Here is a 17,205-nt window from a genome sequence, read left to right as displayed (position 1 = left end):
CAATTACAGCAACGGTTTGAGGAAGCGCGCGGTGTGCGAGGCTTCGCACTCTGCAACGGTCTCTGGCGTACCGGAGACGAGGATTTCACCGCCGCCGCTGCCGCCTTCCGGGCCGAGATCGACAATCCAGTCCGCGGTTTTAATCACGTCCAGGTTGTGTTCAATGACCACAATCGTGTTGCCCTGATCGCGAAGCTGATGCAGAACATCAAGCAGCTGCTGGATATCGGCAAAGTGCAGACCGGTGGTCGGCTCATCGAGAATGTACAGCGTCTGGCCGGTACCGCGTTTGGAGAGCTCACGCGCCAGCTTCACGCGCTGTGCTTCACCGCCAGACAGCGTGGTGGCAGACTGCCCCAGACGAATATAGGTCAGGCCCACATCCATCAGCGTCTGCAGCTTACGCGCCAGCGCAGGGACCGCGTCAAAGAACTCACGTGCCTCTTCGATGGTCATATCCAGCACTTCGTGGATGGTTTTGCCTTTGTACTTAATCTCCAGCGTTTCGCGGTTATAGCGTTTGCCTTTGCACTGGTCGCACGGCACGTAAATATCCGGCAGGAAGTGCATCTCAACCTTGATAACCCCGTCGCCCTGGCACGCTTCACAGCGTCCGCCGCGCACGTTAAAGCTGAAACGTCCTGGCGTATACCCGCGTGAACGCGCTTCCGGCACACCTGCAAACAGTTCACGTACGGGTGTGAACACGCCCGTATAGGTGGCAGGGTTGGAACGCGGAGTCCGCCCGATTGGACTCTGATCGATATCGATCACTTTATCGAAATGCTCCAGCCCCTGGATGTCACGGTACGGCGCCGGTTCGGCCAGCGTCGCGCCGTTCAGCTGCGTCTGCGCAATCGGGAACAGCGTATCGTTGATCAGCGTCGACTTACCGGAACCGGATACGCCGGTGATACAGGTAAACAGACCAACCGGCAGCGTCAGCGTCACATCTTTCAGGTTATTGCCGCGGGCGCCGGTCAGCTTCAGCACTTTTTCCGGGTTCGCCGGTACACGCTGTTTCGGCACTTCAATCTTGCGCTTGCCGCTCATGTACTGGCCGGTCAATGACTCCGGCACCGCCATAATATCTTTCAGCGTTCCTTCCGCGACCACCTGGCCGCCGTGTACGCCAGCGCCCGGGCCGATATCGATAACGTGGTCAGCGGCGCGGATCGCGTCTTCATCGTGCTCAACCACAATCACCGTGTTACCGAGGTTACGCAGGTGGACAAGCGTGCCGAGCAGACGCTCGTTGTCACGCTGGTGCAGGCCGATTGAGGGTTCATCCAGCACATACATCACGCCGACCAGGCCTGCGCCAATCTGGCTCGCGAGGCGGATACGCTGAGCTTCGCCACCGGAGAGGGTCTCTGCGGAGCGGGAAAGCGTCAGGTAATTCAGGCCGACGTTCACCAGGAACTTCAGACGATCGCCGATCTCTTTCAGCACTTTTTCCGCGATTTTCGCGCGCTGGCCGGAGAGCTTCAGGTTGTTGAAGAAGTCCATCGCGTGACCGATGCTCATGTCTGAGATGGTCGGCAGCGCCGTGTTTTCAACAAACACATGGCGAGCTTCACGGCGCAGACGCGTACCTTCACAGGTCGCACAGGAACGGTTGCTGATAAACTTCGCCAGCTCCTCGCGAACCGCGCTGGATTCGGTCTCTTTGTAGCGGCGCTCCATATTGTGCAGCACCCCTTCAAACGGGTGACGGCGCACGGAGGTATCACCGCGATCGTTCATGTACTTGAACTCGATGTTCTCTTTGCCGGAACCGAACAGCACCACTTTGTGCACGTTCGGGTTCAGGCTGGCCCACGGGGCTTCGACGTCGAATTTGTAGTGCTCTGCCAGCGACTTCAGCATCTGGAAATAGTAGAAGTTGCGGCGATCCCATCCGCGGATCGCACCGCCAGCCAGCGACAGCTCCGGATTTTGGATCACGCGGTCCGGGTCAAAATATTGCTGTACGCCCAGTCCGTCACACGTCGGACAGGCGCCCGCCGGGTTGTTGAACGAGAACAGACGCGGCTCCAGCTCGCGCATGCTGTAACCACAAATCGGACAGGCAAAGTTGGCGGAGAAGAGCAGCTCTTCCGCTTTCGGGTTGTCCATATCGGAGACCACGGCCGTACCGCCAGAGAGTTCCAGCGCGGTTTCAAAGGATTCGGCCAGGCGGGTCGCCAGATCGTCACGGACTTTGAAACGGTCAATCACCACTTCGATGGTGTGCTTCTTCTGCAGCTCCAGCTTAGGCGGATCCGACAGGTCACACACTTCGCCGTCGATACGGGCGCGGATATAGCCCTGGCTTGCCAGGTTCTCCAGCGTTTTAGTGTGCTCGCCCTTACGCTCTTTAATGATGGGCGCCAGCAGCATCAGGCGTTTGCCTTCCGGCTGCGACAGCACGTTATCCACCATCTGGCTTACGGTCTGCGCGGCCAGCGGGACGTCGTGATCCGGGCAGCGCGGTTCACCCACGCGTGCATACAGCAGACGCAGGTAGTCATGAATTTCGGTAATCGTACCAACCGTTGAACGCGGGTTATGCGAGGTGGATTTCTGCTCAATGGAGATAGCAGGTGATAACCCTTCAATATGGTCTACATCCGGTTTTTCCATCAGTGACAGGAACTGACGTGCGTATGCAGAGAGTGACTCCACGTAACGACGCTGTCCTTCGGCATATAAAGTGTCGAAAGCCAGTGAGGATTTGCCAGACCCCGAAAGCCCGGTCACGACGATGAGTTTGTCGCGAGGGATTATGAGGTTGATATTCTTGAGATTGTGGGTGCGGGCGCCCCGAACTTCGATCTTATCCATTCACCTTTCCCGGTTGGAACACGGATTGCCTGGTTTGTTTGAAGGACAAACGGCTGTCAGAAACGGCTAATTATGACACAAAATGACCTGTTTGAATATACAGTATTGGAATGCATTTTCTGATTCACTGTGTAACAATGTCGAGTTCGCGAGAGATTTCGGAACCGACTACGCAACTATGCAAATTGCAGCGTGGAAATGGTACACTCGCGCGTTTACACTATTAAGAAACGTATTCAGGAGACACGAACATGGCCAGCAGAGGCGTAAACAAGGTGATTCTCGTCGGTAATCTGGGCCAGGACCCGGAAGTACGCTACATGCCGAGTGGTGGCGCAGTTGCCAACATTACGCTGGCTACTTCCGAATCCTGGCGTGATAAAGCGACCGGTGAGATGAAAGAGCAGACCGAATGGCACCGCGTTGTGCTGTTTGGCAAACTGGCGGAAGTGGCTGGTGAGTATCTGCGTAAAGGTTCTCAGGTTTATATTGAAGGCCAGCTGCGTACCCGCAAATGGACCGATCAAGCCGGCGCTGAGAAGTACACCACGGAAGTTGTGGTCAACGTGGGTGGCACCATGCAGATGCTCGGTGGCCGTCAGGGCGGTGGCGCACCAGCAGGTGGCGGTCAGCAGCAGCAGGGCGGATGGGGTCAGCCTCAGCAGCCACAGGGCGGCAACCAGTTCAGCGGTGGCGCGCAGTCTCGCCCACAGCAGCAGTCCGCGCCAGCACCGTCTAACGAACCCCCAATGGACTTCGACGACGATATTCCGTTCTGATATCCGACGGTTCAAAACAAAAAACCCAGACCTCGGTCTGGGTTTTTTTCTTCATCTCAGGGATCAGGTAATAACCATCGGCCAGTCTGGCGGGGTATGGCTCATGGCTTCCACCATGACCACTTTAATATTTTCCCAGACGGCAGCGAGATCCAGCAGGGTGATGCCAAGCAGGCCCGTTGCGAACCAGCATGCTGCGCCCAACCCCAACAGGGTGCTGATGACAGCAAGGCCAGCATAGTCAGATTTACGAAACTGAATATTTAGCGTGCTGGCCAGGAACATCAGCACCGCACTTAACAAAGGCCAGCGCAGGAGAACCATGCTGGTAGTAATGGTTGCCATAAAACCCATCCTCAACAAAGCAGACGAACTGAATGAAACAGTGTTTCTCGTTACACAATATGTGTGAACTATATCACATTTGTTGATTTATTCGCCAGCCTCAGACGGGTGAAAAAAGCAGGAATTATCACAGCCAGGCGTCGCACGAGGATTGAGGGGAAAATATATCTTTGCACGCTAATGACCCCCTTTTATCGCTTCCAGGTAATAAATTCATTGAGATAACAAATCCTCTGCAAATTGAGGTGTGCTGTAGAACGTTTACAGCAACAACCCTTTGGATTATGCTTGAGTGGATAAATAAATTTACTCGCATTCTATAATTCAGGTTTTTGAATTTTATTGGTTTTTTTCTCTTTGTACGTTTTTAATTACACACAACGTCTCGCACTCCAGCTGTGCTGATATTCAGCATCCTGCTCTGGCTCGCCGATTTTTGAATCTGAAGAAAGTTGCGTCCGGTTTAACGCTTAATAATCTGCGAAAAAAATGAAAGAAAAACGACGTGAGATTGTTAATGACAGCCTGCGGGCGTTGCATGCGCTGGCAGATCTGATGCCCCAGCTTCACGCCCATTGTTCGCTGAGCGAGATGCTTGAGACGATCAACCGGGCCTTCGGGGCAAGCCTGGCCTGGATTAGCGTTGATACTGACGGGCTACAGCGCGTGGTCTGTGCCGGTGAAGTGACCTGTCACTCATTTGAGGTGGCCGATTTTCTTGCCGGTACCCTGCTGGAGAAGCATCACCGCGCGTGGCGGGTCGTCTACTGGAAAGAGAATATCGGCCGCGCATTATTCTCCGCTCATCATCCTGGCTATTCGCAATTGCAAAGCGGGGTGTTATGCAAGCTTTCAACCCATAACGGACAAGGCAGCGGCTATTTCTTTCTGGCGTTTGCTGAGCCGTTATATTCTCTGGCCATCCTGAAAAGTATTGTTGCGGTACTGGTCGAAAAATTAAAAGACTATTTTTCAGAAATTATCGTTCGTGAAAAAACAGCGCAGGAAATGCAGCGTGTGGTGACCCAATATAAAACCCTGTTTGAACGAGCGCCTGTTTTAATGAACTCATTCGATAAATTTAACCGCTGCGTGCTGTGGAATGCTGAGTGTGAAAAAGTGTTTGGCTGGACAATGGCGGAGATTAGCGCCCATGCCGATCCGCTCTCACTGTTTTACCCCGACCCGGAAGAGCGGCGACGGGTCAGGGAGTCGGTAAATGTCTCGCCGCTAAAGGATATGTACGAGTGGCATCCACTGCGTAAAGACGGTACGCCGTTGACGGTTTTGTGGTCAAACATTCTGCTGCCGGACAGCTCAGTCCTGAATATCGGGCTTGATATTACCGAGCGTAAAAAAGCCGAACAGCAGCTGGAAGTGAAAGCCACCACGGACGATCTTACCGGGTGTTTTAACCGTTCAACCATTTTACAGCAGCTGGAATCCGCGCTGGCGGCAAATGCCAGGCAGGATGCTGACAGCCATTTTTGCGTGCTCATGTTTGACCTGGATTTTTTCAAACAGATCAACGATCGGTGGGGGCATCAGGTGGGCGATCGGGCGCTTGTCCACTTTTGCCAGGCTATCCGTGAGTTAAGCCCCGAGAACGCTGCGCTTGGCCGTGTGGGCGGCGAGGAGTTTTTACTCCTGCTGGCACGAACCGACGGCAACGCGGGCGCCCTTTTTTCGGCGAGGCTACGTACTGCCCTCAAAACCAACCCGCTCGTGGTGGGAGAGAAAAAGCTGGTGCTGTCATTCAGCGCCGGGGCGGTGGAGGTCTGCCAGGGCCAACGCGATACTTCAGGATTACTGATGCGCGCCGATAAAGCATTATATGACGCCAAGCGTACGGGTCGGGGGAAAACGGTGGTGGCTGCTGATTATTTATAAATCAAAAAACAAAATACGCGCGAGTAAATAGCATAAAATGTCATGTTGTCGTTGTTGTTTTTTCACACTGCCAGAAGTTTGGCTTAATCAACGATCCTCTGTTGTGTTATCTTCAAACCTCCCGTACCCGCTGGATAATTATTTTCCTTAATTGAAACGTAACGAATACTTACAGTTTAGCTTACGGGAAAATATTATCGTCATAACGAAAATTAAGATTTTTAATACTAAAAGTCAGTTGCTAACTTCGCATGATTCATGCAACGTAATCACCTGTTAAACAAAGCATCCGGCCTTCATTACTACAGGCGTACAACATGCAGGGATATAGGGCGGGAAATGAATCGTAGCGCGCGGCGCAAGATGCTCAGGGTGGTAGGGATCATCATGGTAGTTATGCTGCCGGTGATGCTTGCGCTATGGTTTGCCCAGATAAGAGCCGTGTCGGAAACAAGCGCCCAGCTACGTACCTTTGCTGAACTGGCGTTAGACAAAACAGAACTGGTAATTCAACAAGTTGATCTGGCCCGCGACGAGGCTGAAAAATATCAGGGTGAACGTTGTACACCAGAACATCGCCAATATATGTTGAACGTTGTTCGCGGTCGTCTGTTTGTTGCGGATTTAATTTATGCAGAAGGTCAGAATTTTCTTTGTTCGACCGTTTTTACACCCGCCAATCCTTATCTGATATCCACTGCTAATTACACACGTAAACCTGACGTTGCTATCTATTATTATCGCGATACGCCATTTTTCACTGGCTATAAAATGACATATATGCAGCGCGGAAATTATGTTGTGGTGGTCAATCCGCTTTCCTACAGCGAAGTAATGTCGACAGATCATTCCCTTTCGTGGGGGGTATACGACACGGTAACGAATGCATTCTTTTCCGTCAGTCAGCGCGCGAATGTTTCTTTATTAAGTTCGATGATTCGGGATAAGGAATCGGTATTTCAAAAAGATAACCGTTTTTATACGGTCGTCAAATCCCCAAAACGGCCTATTGCCGCTATCGTGTCGACGTCGAATAAACGTTTTTATGAAATGCTTTATCACCAGGCGACGTTGACGCTACCGCTGGGGATGATCTGCAGCATAATTATTTTGCTGGTGTGGTCTCGCACCCATCGTGAACTTAATTCTCCCGGGCGGTTACTGCAGCGAGCGCTCAATAAACGCCAGCTTTGTGTTCACTATCAGCCGATTATTGATATCAAGAACAACCAGTGCGTGGGAGCCGAGGCGTTATTACGCTGGCCTGGCTTTAACGGACCGGTCATGAGCCCGGCTGAATTTATTCCGCTGGCGGAAAAAGAGGGCATGAGCGAGCGAATTACGGATTATGTTGTCGAAGAGGTATTCAGCGATCTGGGCACATTCCTGGCAACACATCCGCATCTCTATATTTCGATTAACCTGTCGGCCACGGATTTCCACTCTTCACGGCTGATCGCCATGATTTCGGACAAGGCCCGACACTACGCCGTGCGTGCGCAGCAAATTAAAATCGAAGTCACGGAGCGCGGTTTTATTGATGTCCCTAAAACCACCCCGGTTATTCAGGCGTTCCGTCAGGCGGGTTACGAAGTGGCGATTGATGATTTTGGAACGGGTTACTCTAACCTGCACAACCTTTATTCGCTGAATGTCGATATTCTGAAAATCGACAAATCCTTTATCGACACCCTAACAACCAACAGCACCAGCCACCTTATCGCCGAGCATATTATTGAGATGGCACAAAGCCTGCGGCTTAAAACCATTGCGGAAGGGGTGGAAACGGCAGAGCAGGTGAGCTGGTTGTTGAAACGTGGCGTTCAGTTCTGTCAGGGATGGCACTTCGCGAAAGCGATGCCGCCCCAGGAGTTTATGACCTGGCAGCAGCAACCTTTGCATTGAGAGCCATTAATTCAACTGGTGGCGATAGTCGCTCGGTGTGCGGTCAAACTCGCGGCGAAACACGCGGGAAAAGGTTTGTTGCGACACATATCCCAGATCCATCGCGATATCAAAAATGGGCCGCTGCGTTGAGCGTAAGGCCTGCGCCGCCAGCAGCAGTCTGCGCTGACGAATGTACTCACCCAGCGTCTGGTGCATAACGGTACGGAACATTCTCTGTAAATACCATTTCGAATAGCCGGATTTTTTAGCGACCACATCAATGTTCAACGGTTGGTCGATATGTTCATCAATCCATTCAATAAGTGTCTGAATAATTTGCTGATGCGACATAAGGTTGCCCCTCTGTAGATACAACTGCCCTGGTTGATTCGTCGTTTTCTCTGCGGGCGAGTATAATTCCTCAAGTTAACTTGAGGTAAAGAGGTTTTATGGAAAAGAGATTGCCGCGAATTAAAGCGTTGTTAACCCCCGGCGAAGTGGCGAAGCGAAGCGGCGTTGCGGTGTCGGCGCTCCACTTCTATGAAAGCAAAGGGTTAATTAAAAGCATCCGAAACGCCGGAAACCAGCGACGCTACACGCGTGACGTGCTCCGTTATGTCGCGATTATCAAAATTGCCCAACGAATCGGAATCCCCCTGGCCACCATCGGCGATGCGTTCGGCGTGCTGCCGGAAGGGCACTCTCTCAGCCCGAAAGAGTGGAAAGAGCTTTCCTCTCAGTGGCGTGAAGAGCTGGATCGACGCATTCACACGCTGGTAGCGCTGCGTGATGAACTGGACGGATGCATTGGCTGCGGCTGTTTGTCGCGCAGTGATTGTCCGTTGCGTAACCCGGGCGACAGGCTGGGTGAGCAGGGGACAGGGGCGCGGTTGCTGGAGGAAGACTGAGATGCGGCAGAAAACCGCACCTCATACCGCACCTCATAAAGAACTAAAGCGCCACAAAAGGGCGCTTTAGTTTTTCCCGGTCTTTGTCTTTCACTCTATCCCGCTGGTTCACGGGAGGGTTTCCCCCGACATCAGCACCCCTCATGTCGAGCGTGTTGGGGAGGTTCCGGATTGTGCTGACACTTTAATTCTATGCAAGACCCGTCTTTTCGCCAGTCGGTCAGGCCGTTTTTTAGGCGAATTTTTTTCGCGGTGTTGTTCGATTTTCTATAGTTAAAAAGTATGAATAAAAGGAGAACACAATGCTCACGGTACACCACCTGAACCAGTCCCGCTCACACCGTGTGATCTGGGCGCTGGAAGAACTTTCCCTGCCCTATGAGATTGTTCGTTACCAGCGCGAAAAGAGCATGCTGGCGCCTGAGTCGCTCAAAAAAGTGCACCCGTTGGGCAAATCGCCGGTTATTGAAGATAACGGCCTGATCCTCGCCGAGTCGGGGGCCATCCTCGAATATCTTCAGGAAACCTACGATCCTGAGTCGCGGCTTAAACCTCTGGATCCTGCGCATAAGGTGCAATACCGCTTCTGGTTGCACTATGCCGAAGGTTCGCTAATGCCGCTGCTGTTGATGAAGCTGGTTTTCAGTAGCCTCGGTAAGCCGCCCGTGCCGTTTGGTATCCGCACGTTGGGTAAAGCGCTGGGGCAGGGAGTGCAAAAAGCGTATCTCAACCGCCAGCTTGAAACCCATGCACGCTTTATTGAGTCGCATCTTGCTGAAAACAGCTGGTTTGCCGGCGACGCGCTCAGCATGGCGGATATTCAGATGAGTTTCCCGATTTTTGCCCTGCTGGCGCGCGGTGGCATCGATAACCTCCCGCATACCCAGGCCTGGAAGAAAAAAGTGGAGAGCAGCCCTGGCTGGCAAAAAACGCTGGAGCAAGGTGGCCCGTTATCGATTCCGGGTGGGGAGTGAAATGTAAACAAATTGCGCACAGACGATAACGTTTGCGCATCCTCTGTTTATTTCTTCAGCGTCATAAGGGAATTTTAGCGAAAAACGATAAAGTTCAGTTGAAAAGGGCGGGGATTAGGCTAGATAATCGTTTGCCTTAATTTGACCACCCGTTTGTAAGCGCGGAGCTAAACGTTTGCTTTTTCTGTGACGCCCCTTTCGTCGCAAATGCAAAACACGGATTTGACGTTTAGCTGGCAGTGGCGTCTCCACCACGCTTACGGACTTTCTATAAAAACTCTCAGGGGATGTTTTCTATGTCTACGCCATCTGCGCGTACTGGCGGTTCGCTTGACGCCATCTTTAAAATTTCGGCTCGCGGCAGCACCGTGCGTCAGGAAATCGTTGCCGGTCTGACCACGTTTCTGGCGATGGTTTACTCCGTCATTGTCGTTCCGGGTATGCTGGGTAAAGCGGGCTTCCCACCGGCGGCCGTCTTTGTTGCTACCTGTCTCGTGGCGGGCGTTGGCTCCATCGTGATGGGCCTGTGGGCGAACCTGCCGCTGGCGATCGGTTGTGCAATCTCGTTGACCGCCTTTACCGCTTTCAGCCTGGTTCTGGGTCAGCACATCAGCGTACCGGTTGCGCTCGGCGCCGTGTTCCTTATGGGGGTACTGTTTACCGTTATCTCCGCCACCGGCATCCGTAGCTGGATTTTGCGCAACCTGCCTCAGGGCGTGGCGCATGGCACCGGCATTGGTATCGGGCTGTTCCTGCTGCTGATTGCCGCAAACGGCGTCGGCCTGGTGATCAAGAATCCGCTGGACGGTCTGCCGGTGGCGTTGGGTCATTTCGCGAGCTTCCCGGTCATTATGTCCCTGATCGGTCTGGCGGTAATTATTGGTCTGGAAAAACTGAAAGTCCCGGGCGGCATTTTGCTGACCATTATCGGGGTGTCCATTGTTGGCCTGATTTTCGATCCTAACGTTCACTTCTCCGGGATTTTCGCCATGCCGTCGCTGAGCGATGACAAAGGCAACTCTCTGATTGGCAGTCTGGATATCATGGGGGCATTGAACCCGGTGATCCTGCCAAGCGTGCTGGCGCTGGTGATGACCGCGGTGTTTGATGCAACGGGTACCATCCGTGCCGTCGCGGGTCAGGCGAACCTGCTGGATAAAGACGGTCAGATTATCGATGGCGGCAAAGCGCTGACCACCGACTCCCTGAGCAGCGTCTTCTCGGGTCTGGTGGGCGCGGCTCCGGCTGCGGTGTATATCGAGTCCGCTGCGGGTACGGCGGCAGGCGGTAAAACCGGCCTGACGGCCATTACCGTTGGCGTGCTGTTCCTGCTGATCCTGTTCCTCTCTCCGCTCTCCTACCTGGTGCCGGCCTACGCGACCGCACCTGCGCTGATGTACGTTGGTCTGCTGATGCTGAGCAACGTGGCGAAAATCGATTTTGCTGATTTTGTGGATGCGATGTCAGGCCTCATCACGGCGGTCTTTATCGTGCTGACCTGTAATATCGTGACCGGCATCATGATCGGTTTCGCGTCGCTGGTGATTGGGCGTCTGGTCTCCGGCGAGTGGCGCAAGCTGAACATCGGCACCGTTGTGATTGCCGTCGCGCTGGTGGCGTTCTACGCGGGCGGCTGGGCAATCTAAGTTGTCCATTGATGCGAAAACGGGTGGCTCAGGCCGCCCGTTTTTATTTTCAGGACTCATCCCGTTGTCTTTTGCGTTACTCTGGGGAAGATAGAATAACAGGCACGACGCCTTAGGTTTGGCTTTTAAGAAACACAGCAAACAGGGAACGCATGGAAATCTTCTTCACAATACTCATCATGACTCTTGTGGTCTCGCTATCCGGGGTAGTCACACGCGTACTGCCCTTTCAGGTCCCCCTGCCATTAATGCAAATTGCCATCGGCGCGCTGCTGGCGTGGCCGACGTTTGGCCTGCACGTGGAGTTCGACCCCGAACTGTTCCTCGTGCTGTTTATTCCGCCGCTGCTGTTTGCCGATGGCTGGAAAACGCCCACGCGTGAATTCCTTGAGCACGGGCGAGAGATATTAGGTCTGGCGCTGGCGCTCGTGGTGGTCACGGTGGTCGGGATTGGCTTCCTGATCTACTGGGCGGTACCGGGCATTCCGTTAATTCCGGCCTTTGCGCTGGCCGCGGTGCTGTCACCAACCGATGCCGTGGCGTTGTCCGGCATTGTCGGTGAAGGCCGTATTCCGAAGAAAATCATGGGGATTTTACAGGGTGAGGCGCTGATGAATGACGCCTCTGGCCTGGTTGCCCTGAAATTTGCCGTGGCCGTCGCGATGGGCACGATGATCTTTACCGTAGGCGGCGCGACCCTGGAATTCTTCAAGGTGGCGATTGGCGGTATCCTGGCCGGGTTTGTGGTGAGCTGGCTGTATGGTCGTTCGCTGCGCTTCCTCAGCCGCTGGGGCGGCGATGAACCGGCGACACAGATTGTGCTGCTGTTCCTTCTGCCGTTTGCCTCTTACCTGATTGCCGAACATATCGGCGTGTCGGGCATTCTGGCGGCGGTGGCGGCAGGGATGACCATCACCCGCTCCGGCGTAATGCGCCGCGCGCCGCTGGCCATGCGCCTGCGTGCAAACAGCACCTGGGCGATGCTGGAATTTGTCTTTAACGGTATGGTGTTCCTGCTCCTGGGCCTGCAGTTGCCGGGCATCATGGAATCCTCGCTGGTGGCGGCCGAGGCCGACCCGAACGTCGAAACGTGGATGTTGTTCACCGACATCGTGCTGATCTACATGGCGCTGATGCTGGTGCGTTTCGGCTGGCTGTGGACGATGAAAAAATTCAGCATGCGCTTCCTGACGAAAAAACCGATGGAGTTCGGCTCGTGGACCACGCGGGAGCTGCTGATTGCTTCTTTTGCTGGCGTTCGCGGGGCAATTACGCTTGCCGGTGTGCTGTCCATTCCGCTGCTGCTGCCCACGGGCGATGTCTTCCCGGCGCGCTATGAACTGGTGTTCCTGGCGGCAGGCGTGATTCTGTTCTCACTGTTTGTCGGCGTGATAATGCTGCCTCTTCTGCTGCAGCATATTGAGACGGGTGACTCGACTCAGCAGCATAAAGAGGAGCGTATTGCCCGCGCGGCGACCGCCGAAGTGGCGATTGTGGCCATTCAGAAGATGGAAGAACGTCTTGCGGCGGACACGGAAGAGAACATCGACAACCAGCTGCTGACTGAAGTGAGCTCGCGCGTGATTGGTAACCTGCGTCGTCGTGCCGATGGCCGCAACGATGTGGAAAGTTCGCTGCAGGAGGAGAACCTGGAGCGCCGGTTCCGTCTGGCGGCGCTGCGCTCAGAGCGTGCCGAGCTGTACCACCTGCGCGCCACGCGGCAAATCAGCAATGAGACGCTGCAAAAACTGCTGCACGATCTGGATTTGCTGGAAGCCTTGCTGATTGAGAATCAGTAGTCCGTGCGGGCTGATACCCTCAACCTGACCCTCTCCGCCCGGAGAGGGTCAGGGGACCCAAAATCCTTCACAGCATTTCAGCCACGCCTGCGCGCTGTGTGATAAATAAACCCCTTCGCGCCAAATCATCCCTAACTGCCAGTGCAAATCGCTTTCCAGCGGGATCCAGCGCAGGGTGTTTTTATCGAGCCGTTCGCAAATCGGCTGCGGCAATATCGCAATGCCGACGCCTGCCTGCACCATCGCGGCCAGGAAATCCCACTGCCCGCTGCGCACCGCAATGCGCGGCTTCACGTTGTGTTGATTAAACAGCGCCATCAGCTGGCGGCTGAGGGCGAAATCTTCGTTGTAAATCAGCAGCGGGTGTTCACCGAGCCGTTCGGGTTTCACCGTGTCGACCTTCAGCCAGTCACCAGAGCGGGGGACCAGCACGCACAGCGGATGGCTAAAGAGCGGCAGCGTCGCCAGACCGCTCTCTTCCTCCACGGGGAGGGCGGTCATGGCGACATCCAGCTCGCCGTTGGTGACGGCCTGTTGAACCGTTAAGCCGCCAAACTCGGAAATTTTCAGTTCAACGCCGGGATAACGCTGGCGAAACAGGCTGATGGGGCCGGCCATCATCATCCCAACCATCGGTGGGATGCCGAGGCGCAGCAGCCCTTTTGTCAGGTGATTGATATCGCCAAGCTCCGCTTCCAGCTGGCGGAACTCCGCCAGGATCGCCAGCCCGCGTTCAAAGACGACCCGCCCGGTATCGGTCAGCAGCAGCTTGCGTCCGTCGCGGATAAGCAGGGTGCAGTTCAGTTCATCTTCGAGGTTTTTCAGCATCTTGCTGATGGTGGGTTGGGTGACAAACAACTTCTCCGCTGCGCGGGTAAAACTTTGCTGACGAACCACTTCGACAAAATAGCGCAGCGTTCTTATGTCCATGATTATTCCTCGGAACTATACCTTTGATGATTTTAATTCATTTCAGTCCATTACGTGCGCTCACTATACTGGCGCCTCGTCTCATTTTTGAGGAAAACCCCCATGGCCGTGGCGTTAAGCCGTGTTACGCCTGCCGTTGTGCAACGACTTCAGGTACCGGTTCAGGTACTGCTTTATGCGGGACTGTTTGTTTTCGCGGAATATCTTGTCAACTGGTTGCATCTGCCGCTGCCTGCCAACCTGGTCGGAATGGTGCTGATGCTGACGCTTATCCTCTGCCGCGTTATCCCCCTCAACTGGGTACGCGCCGGCGCGCGCTGGCTGCTGGCGGAGATGCTGCTGTTCTTTGTGCCTGCCGTGGTCGCGGTGGTGAACTATGCGCAACTGCTGAGGGTAGATGGCTGGCGTATCTTCGCGGTCATTGCGCTGAGCACGCTGATGGTGCTGGGGGCCACCGCCTGGGTGGTTGATAAAGTGTATCGGTTTGAAATCAGCAGGCAAAAGCATGACTAACTTCCAGATAAGCGTGTTGTGCCTGATTGCCACCCTGGCGATCTACTTTGCCAATAAACGGCTGTATCGCCGTTTTCACGCGCTGCCGCTGATGCCGCTGGTCTTCACGCCGATCCTGCTGGTCCTGATGCTGGTCTTCGGGCATATCTCCTGGCAGAACTACATTGGGGAATCCCACTGGCTGCTGTGGCTACTGGGGCCTGCGACCATTGCCTTTGCGGTACCGGTGTATGACAACCTGGCGATCATCAAACGCCACTGGATGTCGCTCAGCGCTGGCGTGATCACGGCCACGGTGGTGGCGGTCTGCAGTTCCGTCTGGCTGGCCCGGCTGTTTACGTTGCCCGATGAAATTCAGCGCAGCCTGGCCGTCCGTTCGGTCACCACCCCGTTTGCGCTGGCCGCGGCCAAGCCGCTCGGTGGACAGCCGGATCTGGTCGCGTTATTTGTGGTCGTGACGGGTGTCTTCGGGATGGCGGTTGGCGACATGCTTTTTTTGCGGCTGTCGATCCGTGAAGGAATGGCGAAAGGGGCGGGATTTGGCGCGGCATCGCACGGTGCGGGAACGGCACGTTCGTATGAACTCGGGCAGCAGGAAGGGGTGGTGGCAAGCCTGGTGATGATGCTCTCGGGCGTGGTGATGGTATTGATTGCACCGCTGGTGGCGTGGGTGATGTTCTGATTTCCCCGGCCGGTAAGGCCGGGGAGACGAGGTTAGTGCGCACGGCCTTGCTCGACGCCCAGACCCGTTTGTGAGCGGATAAACTGGGCGCGGAATTTCTCACGCTCCAGGTTACCTTCCGGCGAGTTATCGGTCGCGGAGAAGACCCAGATACCAATAAACGCCACGGCAATGGAGAACAGCGCCGGGTATTCATACGGGAAGATAGCGCTTTCGTGACCGAGGATCTGTACCCAAATCGTCGGGCCAAGGACCATCAGAATCACTGCCGTCAAAAGCCCCAGCCAGCCGCCAATCATCGCCCCACGGGTGGTCAGTTTTGACCAGTACATGGAGAGCAGGATGATAGGGAAGTTACAGCTTGCCGCAATGGAGAAGGCCAGCCCCACCATAAAGGCGATGTTCTGCTTCTCGAACAAAATCCCCAGCAGAATAGCGACCACGCCCAGCACCAGCACGGTGATTTTCGAGACTTTCAGCTCATCACGTTCGCTTGCACCTTTGCGGATAACGTTGGCATAGAGGTCGTGCGATACCGCAGACGCGCCCGCCAGCGTCAGCCCGGCAACCACCGCGAGGATGGTGGCGAAGGCCACGGCCGAGATAAAGCCAAGGAACAGGTTACCGCCTACCGCGTCGGCCAGATGCACTGCCGCCATGTTGTTACCGCCAATCAGCCCGCCCGCCGCGTCTTTAAACGCCGGATTCGCCCCCACCAGCATGATGGCGCCAAAACCAATGATAAAGGTCAGGATGTAGAAGTAACCCATAAAGCCCGTGGCGTAGAAGACGCTTTTGCGCGCTTCACGCGCATCGCTCACGGTGAAGAAACGCATCAGGATGTGTGGCAAGCCAGCCGTACCAAACATCAGACCCAAACCGAGCGAAAGCGCAGAAATAGGGTCTTTCACCAGCCCGCCAGGGCTCATGATCGCTTCCCCTTTCGGGTGTACCGCCATCGCTTCAGTGAACAGATTATTGAAGCTGAACCCGACGTGTTTCATGACCATAAAGGCCATAAAGCTGGCGCCGAACAGCAGCAGGACCGCTTTGATGATTTGCACCCAGGTCGTGGCCAGCATGCCGCCGAACAGGACGTACATCACCATCAGCACACCCACCAGCACCACCGCGATGTGGTAGTTCAGGCCGAACAGCAGTTCGATCAATTTACCCGCGCCGACCATCTGCGCAATCAGATACAGCGCGACCACCACCAGCGAGCCGCAGGCGGAGAGGGTACGAATCGGCCCCTGCTTCAGCCGGTAGGAGGCCACGTCTGCGAAGGTATAGCGGCCCAGGTTGCGCAAGCGTTCTGCGATCAGGAACAAAATAATCGGCCAGCCCACGAGGAAGCCGAGGGAGTAAATCAGACCATCGTAGCCGGAGGTGTACACCAGCGCGGAGATACCGAGGAAGGAGGCGGCGGACATAAAGTCGCCTGCAATCGCCAGTCCGTTCTGAAAACCGGTAATGTTGCCGCCTGCGGTGTAGTAATCATTACGGGAGCGCACGCGTTTCGAGGCCCAGTATGTGATGTACAGCGTCAGCAGCACGAAAATCAGGAACATGATAATCGCCTGCCAGTTGGTTGGCTGGCGCTGTACCTCGCCGGTGATGGCATCAGCGGCGTTGGCGGCAAAGGGAAGTGTGGCGGCAAGCGCCGTCAGGACTCTCTTCATGATGCTTTTACCTCTGCCAGGACTGCTCTGTTAAGACGATCGAATTCGCCATTGGCGCGCCAGACGTACACGCCGGTCAGCACAAACGAAATGATTATCACGCCAATCCCAATCGGAATTCCACGCGTGACGCTGGTGCCCGCGTGCAGCGGCGTACCGAGCCAGTGTGGGGCAAAGGCAATCAGCAGAATAAAGCCGACGTAAATAATCAGCATGATGATGGAAAGTAAGAAGGCAAACCGTTGCCGTTTATCCACGAGCTCCCTGTAGTGCGCACTATTCTCTATCTGCTGACAAATATCGTTATTCATCAGAGGTCTCCAGAAGTATTTATAGGGGAGGTT

At 54.8% G+C, this 17,205-nt stretch carries 15 protein-coding genes; 9 read left to right on the top strand and 6 right to left on the bottom strand.

Annotated elements, in window-relative coordinates; all coding sequences use genetic code 11:
- Window positions 1-3 precede the first annotated feature (3 nt).
- Window positions 4-2,826 carry an excinuclease ABC subunit UvrA gene (gene uvrA / locus HV157_RS12655; RefSeq protein WP_014168220.1) on the bottom strand — a complete coding sequence of 941 codons (2,823 nt, stop codon included), beginning with the start codon at window positions 2,824-2,826 and terminating at the stop codon, window positions 4-6.
- A gap of 251 nt (window positions 2,827-3,077) precedes the next feature.
- Here uvrA and ssb1 point away from each other — a divergent pair, with 251 nt between their 5' ends.
- A complete protein-coding gene (ssb1, locus tag HV157_RS12650) occupies window positions 3,078-3,605 on the top strand; it encodes a single-stranded DNA-binding protein SSB1 (protein ID WP_020882840.1) in 528 nt (175 codons plus the stop codon).
- Window positions 3,606-3,668: 63 nt separating this feature from the next.
- Here the strand turns inward: ssb1 and HV157_RS12645 are convergent, their stop codons facing one another.
- Entirely contained in the window at window positions 3,669-3,950 is a 282-nt protein-coding gene (locus HV157_RS12645) for a YjcB family protein (protein ID WP_020882839.1), read from the bottom strand.
- 489 nt (window positions 3,951-4,439) lie between these two features.
- On the opposite strand from HV157_RS12645, the gene HV157_RS12640 reads away from it, so the two are divergent.
- Both HV157_RS12640 and HV157_RS12635 read left to right on the top strand, forming a co-directional pair.
- Window positions 4,440-5,840 carry a sensor domain-containing diguanylate cyclase gene (locus HV157_RS12640; RefSeq protein WP_182268125.1) on the top strand — a complete coding sequence of 467 codons (1,401 nt, stop codon included), beginning with the start codon at window positions 4,440-4,442 and terminating at the stop codon, window positions 5,838-5,840.
- A gap of 339 nt (window positions 5,841-6,179) precedes the next feature.
- Window positions 6,180-7,745, top strand: a complete 1,566-nt coding sequence (locus HV157_RS12635) for an EAL domain-containing protein (protein ID WP_025206387.1) — start codon at window positions 6,180-6,182, stop codon at window positions 7,743-7,745.
- A 6-nt stretch (window positions 7,746-7,751) separates the two neighbouring features.
- Here the strand turns inward: HV157_RS12635 and soxS are convergent, their stop codons facing one another.
- A complete protein-coding gene (gene soxS / locus HV157_RS12630; RefSeq protein WP_013095071.1) occupies window positions 7,752-8,078 on the bottom strand; it encodes a superoxide response transcriptional regulator SoxS in 327 nt (108 codons plus the stop codon).
- A 98-nt stretch (window positions 8,079-8,176) separates the two neighbouring features.
- On the opposite strand from soxS, the gene soxR reads away from it, so the two are divergent.
- From soxR to HV157_RS12610, 4 genes are all read left to right on the top strand, one after another.
- Window positions 8,177-8,635 carry a redox-sensitive transcriptional activator SoxR gene (soxR, locus tag HV157_RS12625; protein WP_014168225.1) on the top strand — a complete coding sequence of 153 codons (459 nt, stop codon included), beginning with the start codon at window positions 8,177-8,179 and terminating at the stop codon, window positions 8,633-8,635.
- Between the two features lie 302 nt (window positions 8,636-8,937).
- Entirely contained in the window at window positions 8,938-9,609 is a 672-nt protein-coding gene (locus tag HV157_RS12620) for a glutathione S-transferase (protein ID WP_025206386.1), read from the top strand.
- A gap of 296 nt (window positions 9,610-9,905) precedes the next feature.
- A complete protein-coding gene (gene ghxP, locus HV157_RS12615) occupies window positions 9,906-11,255 on the top strand; it encodes a guanine/hypoxanthine transporter GhxP (protein ID WP_020882835.1) in 1,350 nt (449 codons plus the stop codon).
- A 152-nt stretch (window positions 11,256-11,407) separates the two neighbouring features.
- Window positions 11,408-13,054, top strand: a complete 1,647-nt coding sequence (locus HV157_RS12610) for a Na+/H+ antiporter (protein ID WP_014168228.1) — start codon at window positions 11,408-11,410, stop codon at window positions 13,052-13,054.
- A 48-nt stretch (window positions 13,055-13,102) separates the two neighbouring features.
- Here HV157_RS12610 and HV157_RS12605 read toward each other — a convergent pair whose 3' ends face one another.
- Window positions 13,103-13,984 (bottom strand): LysR family transcriptional regulator, encoded by an 882-nt coding sequence (locus HV157_RS12605; protein ID WP_025206385.1) that lies wholly within the window; start codon window positions 13,982-13,984, stop codon window positions 13,103-13,105.
- Window positions 13,985-14,086: 102 nt separating this feature from the next.
- Here HV157_RS12605 and HV157_RS12600 point away from each other — a divergent pair, with 102 nt between their 5' ends.
- The gene (locus HV157_RS12600) at window positions 14,087-14,497 is read left to right on the top strand and encodes a CidA/LrgA family protein (protein WP_032679393.1); all 411 of its coding nucleotides are present in this window, start codon (window positions 14,087-14,089) and stop codon (window positions 14,495-14,497) included.
- Entirely contained in the window at window positions 14,490-15,179 is a 690-nt protein-coding gene (locus tag HV157_RS12595; RefSeq protein WP_023310063.1) for an LrgB family protein, read from the top strand. The genes HV157_RS12600 and HV157_RS12595 overlap by 8 nt, the downstream gene beginning before the upstream one ends.
- A 32-nt stretch (window positions 15,180-15,211) precedes the next feature.
- Here HV157_RS12595 and actP read toward each other — a convergent pair whose 3' ends face one another.
- Together actP and HV157_RS12585 are read right to left on the bottom strand one after the other, a co-directional pair.
- Entirely contained in the window at window positions 15,212-16,861 is a 1,650-nt protein-coding gene (gene actP, locus HV157_RS12590; RefSeq protein ID WP_014168232.1) for a cation/acetate symporter ActP, read from the bottom strand.
- Window positions 16,858-17,172, bottom strand: coding sequence for a DUF485 domain-containing protein (locus HV157_RS12585; protein WP_014168233.1), 315 nt, complete (start codon window positions 17,170-17,172; stop codon window positions 16,858-16,860). Before HV157_RS12585 ends, actP begins: the two co-directional genes overlap by 4 nt.
- Between the last annotated feature and the right edge of the window lie 33 nt (window positions 17,173-17,205).

Origin of the sequence: Enterobacter sp. RHBSTW-00318, from assembly GCF_014101375.1 — a bacterium.
GTDB lineage: Bacteria > Pseudomonadota > Gammaproteobacteria > Enterobacterales > Enterobacteriaceae > Enterobacter > Enterobacter ludwigii.
The sequence above is the reverse complement of the archived record's forward strand: the minus strand, read 5'-3'. Positions and strand labels throughout refer to the sequence as shown.